The organism is Caballeronia sp. LZ024, from assembly GCF_031451455.1.
GTDB lineage: Bacteria > Pseudomonadota > Gammaproteobacteria > Burkholderiales > Burkholderiaceae > Caballeronia > Caballeronia telluris.
In genome coordinates this window covers 1,261,987-1,276,800 of record NZ_JARUXL010000001.1, presented here as the reverse complement: position 1 = coordinate 1,276,800, position 14,814 = coordinate 1,261,987, and the positions used below count along the sequence as shown (strand labels likewise).

Below are 14,814 nucleotides of genomic sequence, written 5' to 3'. Positions count from 1 at the left end.
AACCAAGCGCGTCGTGCCGCGTCAGCCCTTGCGCATCTTGCCGACATAGCGGATGAACTCGGCCGCCGTGAGCGGCGGCGAAAAGAGCCAGCCCTGGCCGAATTGTGCGCCGCGCGCGTGCAGGTAGCTCGCCTGCTCCTCGCGCTCGATGCCCTCCGCGATCACCTGGACGTGGAGCGTCGCCGCCATGTCGATGATGTGCGACGCCACGCTGCTCGACGCCGCGTCCTGCCCGATCGTATCGACGAACGACTTGTCGATCTTCAACGCGTCGACGTGGAAGTTTTGCAGATGCGAAAGGCTCGAATAGCCGGTGCCGAAGTCGTCGATATAGACCGGATGGCCGGCGTCGCGAAACGCGCCGATCACTTCCTTCGCGGCCTCGGCGTCGAGAAAGCCGCGCTCGGTCGCCTCGATGCGAATCTGCTCGGGCCGCACTTTCTGCCGCGCGAGCGCCGCGCGCAGGACGTCGAGAAAACGCGGCGTCGTGAGGTCGCCCGCGCTCAGGTTGATCGACACGTAGTACTCGGGGTAACGCTTCAGGAACTCGCCGAGCTCGAGCAGCACGGTGTCGAGCACCTGGTCGGTGATCGCCTGGATCAGGCCGCGATGCTCGGCGAGCGGAATGAAATGATCGGGCCGCACGATGCGGTCGTGGTGCTTCCAGCGCACGAGCGCCTCGGCGCCGACACAGCGGCGCGTCGCGAGATCGACGATCGGCTGGTACGCGACGATGAACTGATGGCGCCGCACCGCGTCGCTCAGCTGCCCACGCGGCGACATGTGGCGCACGATGAAGAACGCCGCCCAGCCCGCGAGCGCGACGCCCGCCGCCACGCCGCCGAGGAGCCACCCCCACGGCAGGCTGCGCAGCCGTTCGGGCAGCGCCTCGCGCGGTGCGCTGACGACGACCGCGATCGGCATCGTCCCCGAGCGGCGCACGACGTAGGGCGCGTCGAAATAACCGGGCTGCACCGGCTTGCGATACAGCGCGAGCAGAAGCGACGAATCGGCGCTCGGTGTCGTCGCGATGACGCGGCTCGCTTCCGTGTTGATCACGCCGAGACCGCTCGCGGGCGCCGGGCCGTCGTTCAGTTGCGTCTTCACGCCGTCGACATACGCGGCCGGATCGGCGGCGACGTAATAGCCGTTGCGGCCGAGCACGAACGACTGCTCGCCGCCCGGCATGTGCAGCAGCCGGAACCACGCGATCACGCCATCGCTGCCGCGCCAGTCGGGCGGCGGCAGCGAGCGGCCGCCGAGCGCGCCCAGCGCGACCGCGCCGAGCAGCGACGAACATTGCCAGCGGCCGGCGTGATCGATCGCGCCGGCGTCGCGCACCGCGCGGTGCGCCGTGACGATGCGGCGCAACGCCTGCAGATAGGAGGCGGTGCACGGCTCGTCGGAGACTCGCCCGATCTCGCCGAGCGCGCTCGACAGATGGCGCGTCACGTCTTCGGCCCGCACGAGCGCGGCGTCGGCCATGCGGTTGAGCTGCCCGGCCTCCTCCGCCCGCAGGCTGCGCTGGGCGAACAGCAAGCCGAGTGCGGCCGGGAGAAGCGCGGCAACCAGCACGACGGCGGCGAGAAACACCGCCAGGCTCGAGCGTCGAAGTTTTTTCATTGCGTCTTATCGCCCTCTCGCCGCGAAACGTTGCAACAAAAATCGTCGCGGCGCGACATGCCATTCAGATAGCTAACGCTTAGCGGCCGCCCGGCCGGCCGATCGGTACTTGCTTCGCTGATGTGTTCGGTGATGGGCTCACGGAATGGGCGCGCTCGGTCGCGCCGTCGTCGTCCCGTGCGCAAGCACGTGCCAAACGACCTAGTGTAGAGGGCGGCGCCCGCGCGACTCAATGGTTTCTTTAACGTAAAACTCGTCGCTTTGGTGGTCTGCCGCACGGCCGGACCACGCTTTTTGGGGCGTCGCCGGTGAGCACCCGGCCATGCGAAAATCTTCCGACCCACAGCCCGCCCGCCGATTCCGCGATGCAAGCCAACGCCACGAACCCAGACACCCCGAACCCGCCGCGATCGCCCGTCGTGCGCGATGCGACGCTGGCCGACTTCGATGCCATCGCGCGCATCTACGCGCACTACGTCGAGAATGCGCTCGCGACTTTCGAGGAAGTCGCGCCCGGCGCCGATGAAATGCGCGCGCGCCATGCGGCGGTGGTCGCGGCGGGCCTGCCGTATCTCGTGGCCGTCGCCGACGGCGCGGTGCTCGGCTACGCGTATGCGACGGCGTACCGGTCACGCTCGGCGTACCGGCACACGATCGAGGATTCGGTCTATATCGCCGACGGCATGAACGGGCGCGGCATCGGCATGGCGCTCCTGTCCGAGCTGATCGCGCGTTGCGAGGCGGGGCCGTGGCGGCAGGTGATCGCGGTGATCGGCAACAGCGGCAACGCGGGGTCGATCGCGTTGCACGCGCGGCTCGGGTTCGAGCACGTCGGCGTGCTGCGGCAGGTCGGGTTCAAGCACGGCCAATGGGTCGACACGGTGCTGATGCAACGCTCGCTCGGCGAGCGCGATGCGCGAACGCGGGCCGCGTCCGCTCGCGGATGACGCGCGTGGACGGGCCCGCGCGAGAAGCCGTTACCATGGCGCTCTGATCGCGCGCGCCGCCGACACCGTCACAACGGCTACTGATTCACCTTTTCGACGCTTCCCGCATTTGCCCACTTATACCCTCGCCGCCGCCGTCGCCGCCGAACTCGACATCCGCAAGAGCCGCTTCATTGCGCGCGCGCTTCCCGTCCCGAATCGCGAGTCCGCGATGCGCGAACTCGACGCGCTGCGCGCCGAGCATCCGGGCGCGACGCACGTCTGCTGGGCGCTGCTCGCGGGCGGCCAGTCGGGCATGTCGGACGACGGCGAGCCCTCCGGCACTGCCGGCCGGCCAATCCTGGAAGTGCTGCGCCATCACGAAGTCGACGGCGTGCTCGCGACGGTCGTGCGCTACTACGGCGGCATCAAGCTCGGTGCGGGCGGGCTCGTGCGCGCCTACACCGACGCCATCGCGACCGCGATGCTGAAGGCCGAGCGCATCGAGCGGATCGAGCGCGGCTTGCTCACGGTGGAAGTCGATTACGCCGACGAAGCCCGCGTGCGCCGCTGGATCGAGCAGCACGACTGCGAGCTGGCCGAGCACGCGTACGCCATGAGCGTGCGGCTCGTCATCCGGATGCCGAGCGCGTCGCGCGAGGCGGCGACCGCCGAATTGCGCGATCTCACGCACGGCCGAGCGGCAATCGCGCCCGACACGCCGTGACGCGCGCCCACGTCTGCGTGAACGCATGAAGACGCTGCGCATCGAGCCGCTCGGGCGCGAGGTCGTCGTCGAGGATGGCGCATCGCTGATGGAAGCCGCCGCGCGCGCCGGCATCCGCCTGCCGAGTTCGTGCCGAAACGGAACGTGCCGCGCGTGCATGTGCCGGCTCGTGGCGGGCGACGTGCGCTACCGGATCGAATGGCCCGGCCTCGCCGCCGAGGAAAAGCGCGAGGGCTGGGTCCTGCCGTGCGTCGCGCTGGCCGAAACGGACGTCACGATCGAGCAACCCGCGGCGACGACGCAGTGCGCCGAGCCGCGTCGCTTGTCCTCGCGCGGGTTCTAGCGCGGCGCGGGCGCGGGTAATTCAGGATTTGTCGTCTCCATTCAACGACATACGATTGCAATCCCGGACCCGTCCGTGCCACCTTCCGACGATGACGGTTCAGTTCGGCTCTCAAAAAGTGTACAATTGCGCTTTGCCCTAATTTCTGGCAGGGCCAGATCAACCGAGAACTCAATGACTAAAGTACTGTTGAAAGAGAACGAGCCTTTCGACGTCGCCATGCGTCGTTTTCGTCGTACCGTCGAACGCACGGGCCTGATTCAAGAACTCAAATCGCGCATGGCTTATGAAAAGCCGACCACCGAGCGCAAGCGCAAGAAAGCTGCTGCTGTCGCTCGTCTGCGCAAGCAAATTCGTCGCGCCCAGTTGCCGAAGAAGTTTTATTGATGTGAGGCGGGTGATCGCCGGCTTGGCTGCCTGCTCGTTTGCCTGTTTGTTTGCGTGATTCTTCGGCGCCGGGCAAGTCGAGCGATGTGCGCCAAATTCTGGCTGGCGCCCCGCTGCGGGCGACGATGTCGACCTGTCTGGACCTGAGCGCGTCCAGGCGCCGGACGGATGCTGAATAAAAAAAGCCTGCATGACTCGATAGTCATGCAGGCTTTTCGTGTTTGTGGCCTTGGGTTTTTGATTTTTGGTTTATGGCTATTGTTTTATCGCGACTGACCGCGCATTAGGTGCCTCGCCGAATGCCTTTTCCAACGCAGAAAAGCAAAAAGCCCGGCGAGCCGGGCTTTTTGCTTTGAATCCTGGTTGCGGGGGTAGGATTTGAACCTACGACCTTCGGGTTATGAGCCCGACGAGCTGCCAGACTGCTCCACCCCGCGTCTGAAGCATTCGATTATAGCTGGAAAGCAGCCGCCGACGCAATCGAAACTTCGCGTTTTCCCGGATGCGCCCTTTCGCGCCGCGTCGCAAGCTCCATCGCCAATGCAGTTCGATTCAGCTAACGGGACGCCGCACGAACGCCAGCATGACGCCGAAGCCGATCATCAGCGAGCCGCTCACGCGATTGAACCACTTGAAGCCGCGCGCGCCGTTCGCGACCGAGCCGAGACGCGCGCCGAGCGCCGCGTAGATCGCGATCGCCACCAGTTCGAGCACGAGAAAAATCGCACCGAGCACGGCGAAGCTCGTCGCATAGGCGGCGCGGTCGACGAATTGCGGAAAGAACGCCGTGAACACCAGAATCGCCTTCGGATTGCCCGCCGCGACCAGAAACTCCTGCTTCGCGAGCTTGCCGAGCCGTGCGGGAGCGCGCGGCGCGTCGTCGCGACGTTCGGCGATCAGCGCAGGCCCCGAGCGGATCAGCTTCACGCCGATCCAGACGAGATAGGCGGCGCCGGCAAATTTGATCAGCGTGAAGAGCGTCTGCGACGCCATCAGCAGCGCGCCCAGCCCGAGTCCGGCAACGGCGATCATGATCGCGAACGCGAGGAGCCGCCCGAACGCAGCGAGCACGGAGAGGCGCACGCCGTCGCGCGCGCCGTTCGACAGCGACAGGACGTTGTTCGGCCCGAAGGCCATGTTGATCGCGAAGCACGCGGGCACAAAAAGCCAGAAAGTCTGCAGCGACATTCCTGTCACCTTCCGGTGTGGACGAAAACCGTCACGCTAGCAGATTCGTGCCCGATGCAGGCCGAAAGCAGTCAGAGCCAGGCGCTCAGAAGCGATGCCTGATGCCCGTCGCGATCATCAGCTGATTGCGGCCGCTCGCCGGATCGTTGGTATTGATCACCGCCGGCGCACCCGACGACGCCCGCTGATACAGCGACTCCAGATACACGTCGGTGCGCTTCGAGAGCGAATAATCCGCCTGGATCGCGCCCTGATGCCAATGCGCGCCGCCGCCGTTCGTGTAGACGTAATTGCCCGCAAGCGCGAGCGCCGGCGTCAACTGGTAAATGCCGTTGATTTCGTAGTTGCTCAACGCGATCGAGCCGGCGGCTTCGCCCGTATCGGCGTTGGTCACGCCGGAGTTGATCGAGCGGGAGAACGCGCCCGCCACCGTGAAGTCGCCGATCGCATAGCTCGCGCCGACGCCGAACGTGTTCTGCCGTTGAACGTTTGCGGCGATGACCGTGCCGTCGGCGCCGGGCAAGGTCAGCGAATCGTAGGCGCCCGTCGTCGTGTTGCCGCGGCCATTGTTGTGCAGATACGCCGCGCCCGCGTTGAACGGTCCCGCCGAGTAATTCGCGCCGACGCTATAAGCACGATTGTTCGCGAACTGCCCTGCCGCGTTCGAGAACGCGTACATGCCGCCGAAGCTGAAGCCGCCGTAGGTTTCGCTCGTGTACTTCACCGAATTGGCGGCGAGGAAGGAATTGTTGGCGTTGTCGTTGTCGAAGATGTGCGCGAAGGCCGTGCCGCCCGTACCGCCCGTCAGCGTGAAAGGCGCGAAATAGTCGTGGATCGAATCGTACTGATGGCCGAGGGTCAGCGTGCCGAGCGTCTCGGTGCCGAGGCCGACGTAGAACGGATGATCGTTGAAGCCTTCGCCCGTCGCGACCGAATAGCCGCGCTCCAGGCGGAAGATCGCCTTGGCGCCGCCGCCGAGGTCTTCGGAGCCCTGCAGGCCCCAGTAGCTGCCGTCGATCAGGCCGGACGTGAGGCGATACTGCGCATTGTCCGCGACGTTGTTCACGTAGGCGAAGCCGGCGTCGAGTTCGCCGTACAGCGTGACGGCGCTTTGTGCCGATGCGCCGCTGCCGACAAGCGCGAGCGCGGCGCCGCAGATGACATGGCGATGACGGATCTTGGGTCGAATGCGCATGCTCTTCTCCAATCGTTAGTCGAATTTACTACCGACTCCTGAATCACAGCTTGCACGAATGATAGTGATTTTCATTTTGCAAATGAACATCCGCTTTCCAAAAGGTGTCGATATCGCCGAAAACGTGACGTTTGGGCAGGAAATGCCGCTGCGATGTTGCGTGCGCGCGTCAGTCGTTCGCGAAGGGCGCCTGATCAAACGTGCGCCCGAAAACACAATTTCCGCCCAAAAATCCCCTGACTGTTCATTCCCCGCTACGCTTTCGCACGGAATAATCACTCGATCGGCCGTTTCCCCTGCTTAACTGTCCAGAACCATGAAAAACGATTCCGTTTCGCTCGACCTGCCGCACGATTCGAAGAAAATCGACTGCCCGGCGGTCGTGCCGCTCTCCTCCATCCTTCCCGAAGAGCCGCTCCTCATGATGGGCGCGGGTCCCGTGCCGATTCCCGATGCGGTCGCGAAAGCGAACGGCGTCGTGATCAATCACCTCGGCTCGACGATGGCGACCGTCATCGGTCAGGTGAAGGCGATGGCCCGCTACGTGTTCCAGACGGAGTCGAAATGGGTGATGGGCGTCGCGGGCCCGGGATCGGCCGCGATGGAAATGGCCGTGACCAACCTCGCGTGGACGGGCACGCGCGTGCTCTGCGTGTGCAACGGCTTTTTCAGCGAGCGGATGGCGGAAATGGCGCGGCGCGTCGGCGCCGACGTCGAAATGCTTGCGATTCCGAACGGTCGTGCCGCCGAGGCGGGCGAAGTCGCCGAAGCCATCGCGCGCTTTCGGCCCGAGATCGTGACGATCGTGCAGGGCGAAACGTCGAATACGGTATGGAACCGCAATCTCGCGTCGATTGCGGCGGCCGCGCGCGAAGCGGGCGCGCTCGTCGTCGTCGATGCGGTCTGCACGCTCTCCACGATGCCGCTGCCCATGGACGAATGGGGTATCGACGCGGTCATCACCGGTGGACAGAAGGGGCTGTCGTCGATTCCGGGCGTCTCGCTGCTCGCCTTCTCCGAGCCCGCCTGGCAGCGCATCAAGTCGCGCCCCACCGCGCCCGCGCACTGGTGCCTCGACGCGTCGCTCGCCGAGAACTTCTGGCACAACGCGTCGTATCACTACACCGCGCCCGTGTCCGGCGTGCTCGCGCTGCACGAGGCGTTGCGGCTCGTCTGCGCGGAGACGCTCGAGCGGCGTTTCGCGCGACATCTGAAGTGCTCGAACGCGCTGCAGGCCGGCATCGAGGCGATGTCGCTCAAGCTTTATGTGGCGCACGAAAGCCGGCTGAACTCGGTCGTCGGCATCCGCTTGCCCGAGGGCCTGTCCGGCGCCGATGTCTGCGCGCACATCTCGCGGCATCATCATGTCGAGATCGCCGGGTCGTTCGGCGCGCCGATCGTGCGCATCGGGCAGATGGGCGAGCAATGCCGCGAGCATCACCTCTTTCGCACGGTCCACGCGCTCGGGCGCACGATGCACGATCTCGGCGTCCACGTCGATCTACCGGCCGGCGTCGCGGCGCTCGAACGGTCGCTCGCGGCGGCGTGAACGTTGCGGGCATGATCGGTAAGATCACGTGATTCCCATCACTGTGACTTCCGACATGTCCGACCTCCTCACCAAAGCGATCGTCACCGGTCATTCGCGCGGGCTCGGCGAAGCCATCGCCGAAACACTGCTCTTGCGCGGCATTGCCGTGCTCGCGCTCGCGCGGCGGCGCAACGCTGCCCTCGCCGCGCGGTTTCCCGGCAAACTCGAAGAAGTCGAACTCGATCTCGCGGATCTCGCGGGCGCGGAACGGTGGCTCGCGACCGACGCGCTGCAACGCTTTTCGGCCGGCGCCGGCACGCTGCTGCTCGTCAACAACGCCGGCATGCTGCAGCCGGTCGGTGCGCTCGAACAGCAGGACGCCGGTTCCATCGCGCGCGCTGTCAGCCTGAATGTCGCGACGCCGCTCATGTTCGCCGCGGCGCTGGCCGTCGCGGGCAGCGCCGCGCAAGAGCGTCGCATCGTGCATGTATCGAGCGGCGCGGCGCGCAATGCGTATCCCGGCTGGAGCATCTACTGCGCGACGAAGGCCGCGCTCGATCACCACGCGCGCGCCGTCGCGCTCGACGCGAGCCGCGCGCTGCGGATCGCGAGCGTCGCGCCGGGCGTCGTCGACACGGACATGCAGGGCGAGATTCGCGCGACCGGGCTCGAACGCTTCCCCTTGCGCGACAAATTCGACTCGCTCAAACGCGACGGCCTGCTCGCGAGCCCCGCGCAGTCGGCGCAAAAACTGGTCGATTACGCGTTGAGCGACGCCTTCGGCGAGACGCCGGTCGTGGACGTTCGCGATCTCCCATGACTTTCGGCTCAGGCGGCGTCGGGCAGGAATGGCCGGCGTGAGAGCGCGTCGGCGATCGAGTTCCTGACGCGCGGAATCCAGTGCAGATGGACCTCGCCGAGTTCCCCGATCAGCCGCCGCGCGAGCGCCGCGTGCGGCGCGAGCACGGCCGCGCCCGCGATGCCCTTCACGTCGTCGATCACGACGCGGCTGTCGCCATAGATCACGAGCTTCTCCGCGCGCCGGTCGAGCGCGGCTTCGAGGACCGAAATCAGCGCGAGATATTCGGCCTTGCTGCTGTCGCCCTGACCCGCCGCCGCGCTGATTTCGAGCGTCTCGCCGTGCGGACTCCTCAACACCGCGCCGATTGCGATGCGCCCCGGGTTCGGCATCGCCGAGCCGTCGAACCAGGCGAGCCAGGCGCCATGTTCGTGAGGATGTTCGCGATGATGCGCGCGCAGCCGCGGCGGGTTCGCGCGCGACGCTTCGCGCGCCTGGGCGGCTTCGTGCGCGCGGGCATTGGCAAGCCGCCGCGCGTGCACGAGTTCGCCGAGCGACTGCCCGCCGGCCGCTTTTTCGAGCGTCCTGACGAGCGCATCGCGCGCGGAAATCGACGCGCCCTTCGACAAGCGGCGGCTTTGCGCGCGCTCCTTTTTATACGCGATGGACAGCAGCTCTTCGAAATCGAACATGGCGACGCGCAGGCCGCGCGCATGGAGGAATGGACGGCGAGCTTAGCAAAAACCGCCCGGCGACGCGATCAGCGAGAGGCAGCGGGCGTCTTGCCTGCGAGCAGCGCGCGCGCTTCGTCGATATTGCGGCGCGCCTGCGTCTGCGCGGCAGTGCCCGGCTCCAGCGCGTTGGCGAGCCGCTGCCAGTAGTCGAGCGCGGCGGCGTAGTCGCGTCGATCCAGCGCCGCCGATCCCGCGAGCGCGAGCGCTTTCGGATTGGTCGCGTCGAGCGAGAGCGCGGCGTCGACCTGCTCGAGCGACGAACCCGCGAGCCCCGAGCCCCGCACGCTCGCGAGGGCGTCGGCGTAGTCCGCACGCAGTTGCGCATCCCGCGGCGCGAGCGCGACGGCACGCGCGTAGGCCGCGGCGGCATCGTTCGCGCGATCGAGCACGAAGTACGAGCGCGCGAGCATCGCCCAGTCGTCGGCGGTGCCGGACCGATCGCGCAGACGCAGGGCGAGACGCGACACCATCACGTCCAGGGTGCCCGACGCCATCTCGTGCTGCCCGCCGGACGCGGCGTCGAGTGCGAGCGCGCGCGGTTCGCCGAGTTTCAGGTAGAGGGCGAGCACCGCCGACGGCAGCAGCGCGACCATGAGCCCCGCCATCGCGGCGCGCGCGGCGAACCCCTGCGACGCCTGAACGGCGCCCGTCGGCCGCGCCGAATCGACATCGTCGAAGAGACGTGTTTCGATCTCGCGCCGGGTCGACTCGTAGGCGTCCTTCGACAGCGCGCCGGTACGCCGGTCCGACTCGGCGCGTTCGAGTTCATCGCGATACAGCGCGACGAGCAGCGCGCGGCTGTCGGGGCCGTCCGGCCGGCCCGCGCCGCGCAAGAGCGGCCACGTCACGCACAGCAACGCGCCGACGAGCATGGCTGCCGCGACCGTCCAGAATTCCGTCACGATCCGGGCTCCCCTGGGCGGCGTGCAAGGAGCGCGCCGACGCGCCGGCGTTCGTCGTCCGAGAGCGTGCGCGCGTTCATCGTGCGGCGGCGCGTGACGATACGCGAGAGCGCCGCCACGCCGACGCCGAGCAGCAGGAACGGCCCGAGCCACAGCAGCCAGGTCCGTGGCCGCCAGGGTGGCGAGTACAGCACGAAATCGCCGTAACGTTGGGTCATGTAGTCGCGCACTTGCTGATCGGTCGCGCCGCCTTCGACCTGCTCGACGACTTTCGCGCGCAGATCGGCGGCGAGATCGGCGGTGGAATCGGCGAGCGTTTCGTTCTGGCACACGAGACAGCGCAGGCTCTGCTCGATTTCGCGGATGCGCGCGGCCTCGGCCGCGTCGGGCGCGGCGTGCGCGTGCGTCGTCATCGCGAGCGCCATCGCGAACCACATGGCGCGCGCGAGACCGCTAGTCATCGCCGGGCTCCCGCTGCAACCGTCGCACGAGCGGCAGCACGTCCGCTTCCAGCGCCTTCGCGCTGAGCGGCCCCGCGTGCCGGTAGCGGATCACGCCCGCCTTGTCGATCACGAAGGTTTCCGGCACGCCGTAGACGCCATATTCGATGCCCACTTGCCCCAGCCTGTCGACGATCGACGCGACGTACGGATTGCCCGCGCGCGCGATCCAGTCGAGCGCCGCCTGCGGCTCGTCCTTGTAGTTGAGGCCGTAGATCGGCGCGAGCTTGCGGCGCGCGATTTCCACGAGCAGCGCGTGCTCGTCGCGGCACGACTCGCACCACGAAGCCCAGACGTTCAGGAGCCACACTTGACCGCGCAGATCGGCAGGCGAAATGCGCTGCCCGGCCGCCTGCAACTGCGGCAGATCGAACGCGGGCGCGGGCCTGCCGATCAACGCGGACGGCAACCGCCGCGGATCGTGCGACAGCCCCGCCGCGAGCAGCGCGCCGAGCACGACAAAGACGGCAAGCGGCACGAGAAAGCGCTTCATCGGCCGGTCTCCGGTCCGGGCGCCGCGCCATGACTTTCGCTCGGGATCGGCGCCGTGGCGTCTCGCCTTGCGCGCGCCACCGACCGGTAGCGCCGGTCGCTCGCCGCCAGCGCGCCGCCGAGCGCGATCAGCAGACAGCCGCCCCAGATCCAGTTCACGAACGGCTTGATGTGGATGCGCATCGTCCACGCCTCGCGGCCTGCTCGCGTGTCCGGCGCGGCGCTCACCTCTTCGCCGAGCGCGACATAGAGGTCGCGGAACACGCCGCGGTCGATGGCGGCTTCGGTCATCGGCGTTTCCTGCACGACGAAGAAGCGCTTCTCCGGATGGAGCAGCGCAACGGGCTTGCCGTCGCGCGTCACCGAGATGCTCGCCTGCATCGCGCGATAGTTGGGACCGTCGCGCGCGCGCGTGCCGTCGAAGCGGAATGTGTAGCCGCCCTCGGTCACCGATTCGCCTCGCTGGAGTCTGACGTCGCGCTCCGTTTCGAAGCCTTTCACGAACGTCACGCCGACGATGAACACGCCGACCCCGAGGTGCGCGATCAGCATCCCGCAGAACCCGCGCGGCAGACGCGAAAAGCGCTCGGCGAGCGGCCCGCTCTGCTGCGCGATGCGTTCGACGAGCGCCACCACCGTCGCGCTGATGGTCCACGCCGCGAGCAGCACGCCCAGCGCGACGAGCGGCTTGACGCCGCCGCCGATTCCCTGCAGCACGAGCACGGCCGCCGCACTGGCGACGCTCGCGGCGAACGCCCAGCGCAGACGCACGGCCAGTTCGGGCGCGCGTGCGCTTTTCCATCGCGCGACGGGTCCGATCCCCATCAGGAACACGGCGGGTGTCATGATCGGCACGAAGATCGCATCGAAGTACGGCGCCCCGACCGAAATCCTGCCGAGTCCGAGCACATCGAGGCCGAGCGGATAAAGCGTGCCGAGCAGCACGGAGGCAGCGGCCACCATCAGGAGCACGTTGTTCGACAGCAGCAGCGACTCGCGCGAAATCACGTCGAAGCCGCCGCCGAGGCCGACCTTCGGCGCGCGCCACGCAAAGAGCAAGAGCGCGCCGCCCGCCACCGCGCAGAGGAACACGAGGATGAAAACGCCGCGCGCCGGGTCGGCGGCGAACGAATGCACCGACGTGATCACGCCCGAGCGCACGAGGAAGGTCCCGAGCAGACACAGCGAGAACGTGCAGATCGCGAGCAGCACGGTCCAGCTTCGAAACGCGCCGCGCTTCTCGGTGACCGCGAGCGAGTGGATCAGCGCCGTGCCCGCGAGCCACGGCATGAACGACGCGTTCTCCACCGGGTCCCAGAACCACCAGCCGCCCCAGCCGAGTTCGTAGTACGCCCAGCCGCTGCCGAGCATGATGCCGAGCGTGAGAAAGAGCCAGGCGGCGAGCGTCCACGGGCGCGACCAGCGCGCCCACGCGGCGTTCAGCTCCCCCGAAAGCAGCGCCGCGATGGCGAACGCGAACGCGACCGTGAAGCCGACATACCCCATGTACAGGATCGGCGGATGCGACACCATGCCGGGGTCCTGCAGGAGCGGATTGAGATCGCGGCCGTCCATCGCTGGCGGCAGCAGCCGCGCGAACGGATTCGACGTGAACAGCATGAAGAGGAGGAACCCGGCCGCGACCCAGCTCATCACGGCAAGCACGCGCGCGATCATCGCGATCGGCAGCGATTTGCTGAAGACCGTCACGGCCGCCATCCAGAGCGTGAGTAGCAGGGTCCACAGCAGGATCGAGCCTTCGTGTCCGCCCCACACCGCCGTCACGCGATAGACGAGCGGCAGCATCGAATTCGAATTGCCGGCGACGTAGAGGACCGAAAAATCGTTGCCGGCGAACGATGCCGCCAGGCAGCCGAACGCAATCGCGACGAACACGAACTGCGCGCGCGCGACGGGCCACGCCATGCGCATCCAGCCGTCGATGCCGCGCGCGGCGCCCGCGAGCGGCAGCACGCCGTTCGTCACCGCGAGCACGAGCGCGACGATCAGCGCGAAGTGGCCGGCTTCGGGGATCATCGCGCCGTATCCGTCGACGGGTGGTCCGAGACGCGCAAGGCAGGACGCGTCCGGCTCGCGCGCTCGGGCGAACCGGCAACGGGCGGCGGCAGATAGTTCTCGTCGTGCTTCGCCAGCACCTGGTCGGCGACGAACGTGCCGTCCGCCATCAGGGTGCCCTCCGCGACCACGCCCTTGCCCTCGCGAAAGAGATCGGGCAGCACGCCGCGATAGGTCACGCGAATGTCGTGCGCCGTATCGGTGACGATGAAACGCACCGTGAGCCCTTCGCGATCGGCTGCGTCGCGCGCGAGCGAGCCTTGCCCGACCAGTCCGCCGATGCGCAGTCGCGCCCCCGCGGCGAGGCGTTCCTCGGCGACTTGCGTTGGGCTCGCGAAAAACATCACGTTGGCGCGAAATGCGTTGAGCACGAGCGTCGTCGCCACGCCGAGCGCCGCCACGCCGAGCGCGACCCACAAGAAGCGCCGCGTGCGCGGCTTCATGGCTCCCGCCCGCTGCGCGGGCTGCGCGAGACGAGCCGCAGCGTCACCGGCTCGCGAACCCGCGCGATGGCCTCGCGCTCGCGCAGGGTCCTCGCGCTCCCGCGCCACACCAGCAGCGCCTCGATCGCGAACACCAGGAACGCGCCGCCGAACGCGGCCCAGACAAAAGCCGAAGGATTCATCGCAGGCGCCCCTCCGCATGGCCCGGCACAGCGCCCTCACGCACGCGTACGATGACGCGCATGCGCGCGAGCACGACGGCGATCGCGTAACTCCAGAGCGAGAGCGTCATCGCGACGATACCGCCGAGCATCGAAGGCGCCATCGCCACCCCGCTGCCGAATCCGAGCGACGCGCCCTGATGCAGCGTGTACCACCATTGCACCGAAAAATAGATCACCGGAATATTGACGACGCCAGCGAGCGCCAGCACGGCACAGGCGCGATCGGCGCGGGGGGCGTCGTCGATGGCGGCGTGAAGGGCGAGAAAGCCGAGATAAAGAAAGAGCAGGATCAGTTCCGACGTGAGCCGCGCGTCCCAGACCCACCACGCGCCCCAGGTCGGCCGGCCCCACAGCGCGCCGCTCGCGAGCGCGACGAAGGTGAAGAGCGCGCCGGTCGGCGCGAGCGCGCGCGCCATCATCGCGGCGAGCCGCGCGTTGAGCACCAGGCCGAGCGCCGCGTAGCCCGCCATCACGACGTAGATCAGCATCGACATCCACGCCGCCGGCACGTGGATGAACATGATGCGGTAGACCTCGCCCTGCACGGCATCCGTCGGCGCGACCGCGAACGCGATGTAAAGCCCCGCCGCCAGCAACGCAAGCGCCGCGCAGCCGAAGAGCGGAATCAGCCGGCGCGCGAGCGCATCGAACATCTTCGGCGACGCATAGCGGAACCAGTGGATCGGGGTACGGTTGGTGGCGCTCGACGTGCTCATGATCGAAG

The 14,814-nt window shown here is 67.6% G+C and carries 17 protein-coding genes and 1 tRNA gene; 6 read left to right on the top strand and 12 right to left on the bottom strand.

The window, feature by feature from the left end:
- Nucleotides 1-21: 21 nt before the first annotated feature.
- Entirely contained in the window at nt 22-1,623 is a 1,602-nt protein-coding gene (locus tag QCE48_RS05780) for an EAL domain-containing protein (RefSeq protein WP_309788189.1), read from the bottom strand.
- A gap of 365 nt (nt 1,624-1,988) precedes the next feature.
- Here QCE48_RS05780 and QCE48_RS05775 point away from each other — a divergent pair, with 365 nt between their 5' ends.
- From QCE48_RS05775 to rpsU, 4 genes are all read left to right on the top strand, one after another.
- Complete coding sequence (locus QCE48_RS05775; protein ID WP_309788188.1) at nt 1,989-2,570, top strand: N-acetyltransferase family protein; 582 nt, start codon at nt 1,989-1,991, stop codon at nt 2,568-2,570.
- 109 nt (nt 2,571-2,679) lie between these two features.
- Nucleotides 2,680-3,276, top strand: coding sequence for a YigZ family protein (locus QCE48_RS05770; protein WP_309788187.1), 597 nt, complete (start codon nt 2,680-2,682; stop codon nt 3,274-3,276).
- A 25-nt stretch (nt 3,277-3,301) separates the two neighbouring features.
- Complete coding sequence (locus QCE48_RS05765) at nt 3,302-3,619, top strand: 2Fe-2S iron-sulfur cluster-binding protein (protein WP_309788186.1); 318 nt, start codon at nt 3,302-3,304, stop codon at nt 3,617-3,619.
- Nucleotides 3,620-3,793: 174 nt separating this feature from the next.
- Nucleotides 3,794-4,006 (top strand): 30S ribosomal protein S21, encoded by a 213-nt coding sequence (gene rpsU, locus QCE48_RS05760; RefSeq protein WP_006999077.1) that lies wholly within the window; start codon nt 3,794-3,796, stop codon nt 4,004-4,006.
- A 360-nt stretch (nt 4,007-4,366) separates the two neighbouring features.
- Here the strand turns inward: rpsU and QCE48_RS05755 are convergent.
- From QCE48_RS05755 to QCE48_RS05745, 3 genes are all read right to left on the bottom strand, one after another.
- Nucleotides 4,367-4,443: transfer RNA gene (locus QCE48_RS05755), tRNA-Met, on the bottom strand.
- Nucleotides 4,444-4,558: 115 nt separating this feature from the next.
- On the bottom strand, nt 4,559-5,194 hold the full coding sequence (locus QCE48_RS05750) for a LysE family translocator (protein WP_309788185.1): 636 nt from the start codon (nt 5,192-5,194) through the stop codon (nt 4,559-4,561).
- A gap of 85 nt (nt 5,195-5,279) precedes the next feature.
- On the bottom strand, nt 5,280-6,389 hold the full coding sequence (locus QCE48_RS05745; protein WP_309788184.1) for a porin: 1,110 nt from the start codon (nt 6,387-6,389) through the stop codon (nt 5,280-5,282).
- Between the two features lie 316 nt (nt 6,390-6,705).
- On the opposite strand from QCE48_RS05745, the gene QCE48_RS05740 reads away from it, so the two are divergent.
- Complete coding sequence (locus QCE48_RS05740; RefSeq protein ID WP_309788183.1) at nt 6,706-7,938, top strand: aminotransferase class V-fold PLP-dependent enzyme; 1,233 nt, start codon at nt 6,706-6,708, stop codon at nt 7,936-7,938.
- A gap of 55 nt (nt 7,939-7,993) precedes the next feature.
- Complete coding sequence (locus QCE48_RS05735) at nt 7,994-8,740, top strand: SDR family oxidoreductase (RefSeq protein ID WP_309788182.1); 747 nt, start codon at nt 7,994-7,996, stop codon at nt 8,738-8,740.
- Nucleotides 8,741-8,748: 8 nt separating this feature from the next.
- Here QCE48_RS05735 and QCE48_RS05730 read toward each other — a convergent pair whose 3' ends face one another.
- The 8 genes from QCE48_RS05730 to ccmC form a co-directional block, all read right to left on the bottom strand.
- Nucleotides 8,749-9,411, bottom strand: coding sequence for a ribonuclease HI family protein (locus tag QCE48_RS05730; protein ID WP_309788181.1), 663 nt, complete (start codon nt 9,409-9,411; stop codon nt 8,749-8,751).
- Nucleotides 9,412-9,479: 68 nt separating this feature from the next.
- Nucleotides 9,480-10,355, bottom strand: coding sequence for a c-type cytochrome biogenesis protein CcmI (gene ccmI, locus QCE48_RS05725; RefSeq protein ID WP_309788180.1), 876 nt, complete (start codon nt 10,353-10,355; stop codon nt 9,480-9,482).
- Nucleotides 10,352-10,816 (bottom strand): cytochrome c-type biogenesis protein, encoded by a 465-nt coding sequence (locus tag QCE48_RS05720; RefSeq protein ID WP_309788179.1) that lies wholly within the window; start codon nt 10,814-10,816, stop codon nt 10,352-10,354. The genes ccmI and QCE48_RS05720 overlap by 4 nt, the downstream gene beginning before the upstream one ends.
- Nucleotides 10,809-11,348, bottom strand: a complete 540-nt coding sequence (locus QCE48_RS05715) for a DsbE family thiol:disulfide interchange protein (protein WP_309788178.1) — start codon at nt 11,346-11,348, stop codon at nt 10,809-10,811. Before QCE48_RS05715 ends, QCE48_RS05720 begins: the two co-directional genes overlap by 8 nt.
- Nucleotides 11,345-13,384, bottom strand: coding sequence for a heme lyase CcmF/NrfE family subunit (locus QCE48_RS05710; RefSeq protein ID WP_309788177.1), 2,040 nt, complete (start codon nt 13,382-13,384; stop codon nt 11,345-11,347). The genes QCE48_RS05715 and QCE48_RS05710 overlap by 4 nt, the downstream gene beginning before the upstream one ends.
- Complete coding sequence (gene ccmE, locus QCE48_RS05705) at nt 13,381-13,866, bottom strand: cytochrome c maturation protein CcmE (RefSeq protein WP_309788176.1); 486 nt, start codon at nt 13,864-13,866, stop codon at nt 13,381-13,383. The genes QCE48_RS05710 and ccmE overlap by 4 nt, the downstream gene beginning before the upstream one ends.
- Nucleotides 13,863-14,048 (bottom strand): heme exporter protein CcmD, encoded by a 186-nt coding sequence (locus QCE48_RS05700; protein WP_309788175.1) that lies wholly within the window; start codon nt 14,046-14,048, stop codon nt 13,863-13,865. Before QCE48_RS05700 ends, ccmE begins: the two co-directional genes overlap by 4 nt.
- Nucleotides 14,045-14,806 (bottom strand): heme ABC transporter permease CcmC, encoded by a 762-nt coding sequence (ccmC, locus tag QCE48_RS05695; RefSeq protein ID WP_309788174.1) that lies wholly within the window; start codon nt 14,804-14,806, stop codon nt 14,045-14,047. Before ccmC ends, QCE48_RS05700 begins: the two co-directional genes overlap by 4 nt.
- Nucleotides 14,807-14,814 lie beyond the last annotated feature (8 nt).

Excerpts from the sequence above, each read along its gene's own strand:
- QCE48_RS05775 (WP_309788188.1), top strand. The coding sequence starts at position 1,989 with ATGCAAGCCAACGCCACGAACCCAGACACCCCGAACCCGCCGCGATCG.
- QCE48_RS05750 (WP_309788185.1), bottom strand. The coding sequence starts at position 5,194 with ATGTCGCTGCAGACTTTCTGGCTTTTTGTGCCCGCGTGCTTCGCGATC.
- ccmE (WP_309788176.1), bottom strand. The coding sequence starts at position 13,866 with ATGAAGCCGCGCACGCGGCGCTTCTTGTGGGTCGCGCTCGGCGTGGCG.
- QCE48_RS05780 (WP_309788189.1), bottom strand. The coding sequence starts at position 1,623 with ATGAAAAAACTTCGACGCTCGAGCCTGGCGGTGTTTCTCGCCGCCGTC.
- QCE48_RS05710 (WP_309788177.1), bottom strand. The coding sequence starts at position 13,384 with ATGATCCCCGAAGCCGGCCACTTCGCGCTGATCGTCGCGCTCGTGCTC.
- QCE48_RS05720 (WP_309788179.1), bottom strand. The coding sequence starts at position 10,816 with ATGACTAGCGGTCTCGCGCGCGCCATGTGGTTCGCGATGGCGCTCGCG.
- QCE48_RS05735 (WP_309788182.1), top strand. The coding sequence starts at position 7,994 with ATGTCCGACCTCCTCACCAAAGCGATCGTCACCGGTCATTCGCGCGGG.
- QCE48_RS05715 (WP_309788178.1), bottom strand. The coding sequence starts at position 11,348 with ATGAAGCGCTTTCTCGTGCCGCTTGCCGTCTTTGTCGTGCTCGGCGCG.
- QCE48_RS05765 (WP_309788186.1), top strand. The coding sequence starts at position 3,302 with ATGAAGACGCTGCGCATCGAGCCGCTCGGGCGCGAGGTCGTCGTCGAG.
- QCE48_RS05745 (WP_309788184.1), bottom strand. The coding sequence starts at position 6,389 with ATGCGCATTCGACCCAAGATCCGTCATCGCCATGTCATCTGCGGCGCC.
- QCE48_RS05740 (WP_309788183.1), top strand. The coding sequence starts at position 6,706 with ATGAAAAACGATTCCGTTTCGCTCGACCTGCCGCACGATTCGAAGAAA.
- QCE48_RS05730 (WP_309788181.1), bottom strand. The coding sequence starts at position 9,411 with ATGTTCGATTTCGAAGAGCTGCTGTCCATCGCGTATAAAAAGGAGCGC.
- QCE48_RS05700 (WP_309788175.1), bottom strand. The coding sequence starts at position 14,048 with ATGAATCCTTCGGCTTTTGTCTGGGCCGCGTTCGGCGGCGCGTTCCTG.
- ccmC (WP_309788174.1), bottom strand. The coding sequence starts at position 14,806 with ATGAGCACGTCGAGCGCCACCAACCGTACCCCGATCCACTGGTTCCGC.
- rpsU (WP_006999077.1), top strand. The coding sequence starts at position 3,794 with ATGACTAAAGTACTGTTGAAAGAGAACGAGCCTTTCGACGTCGCCATG.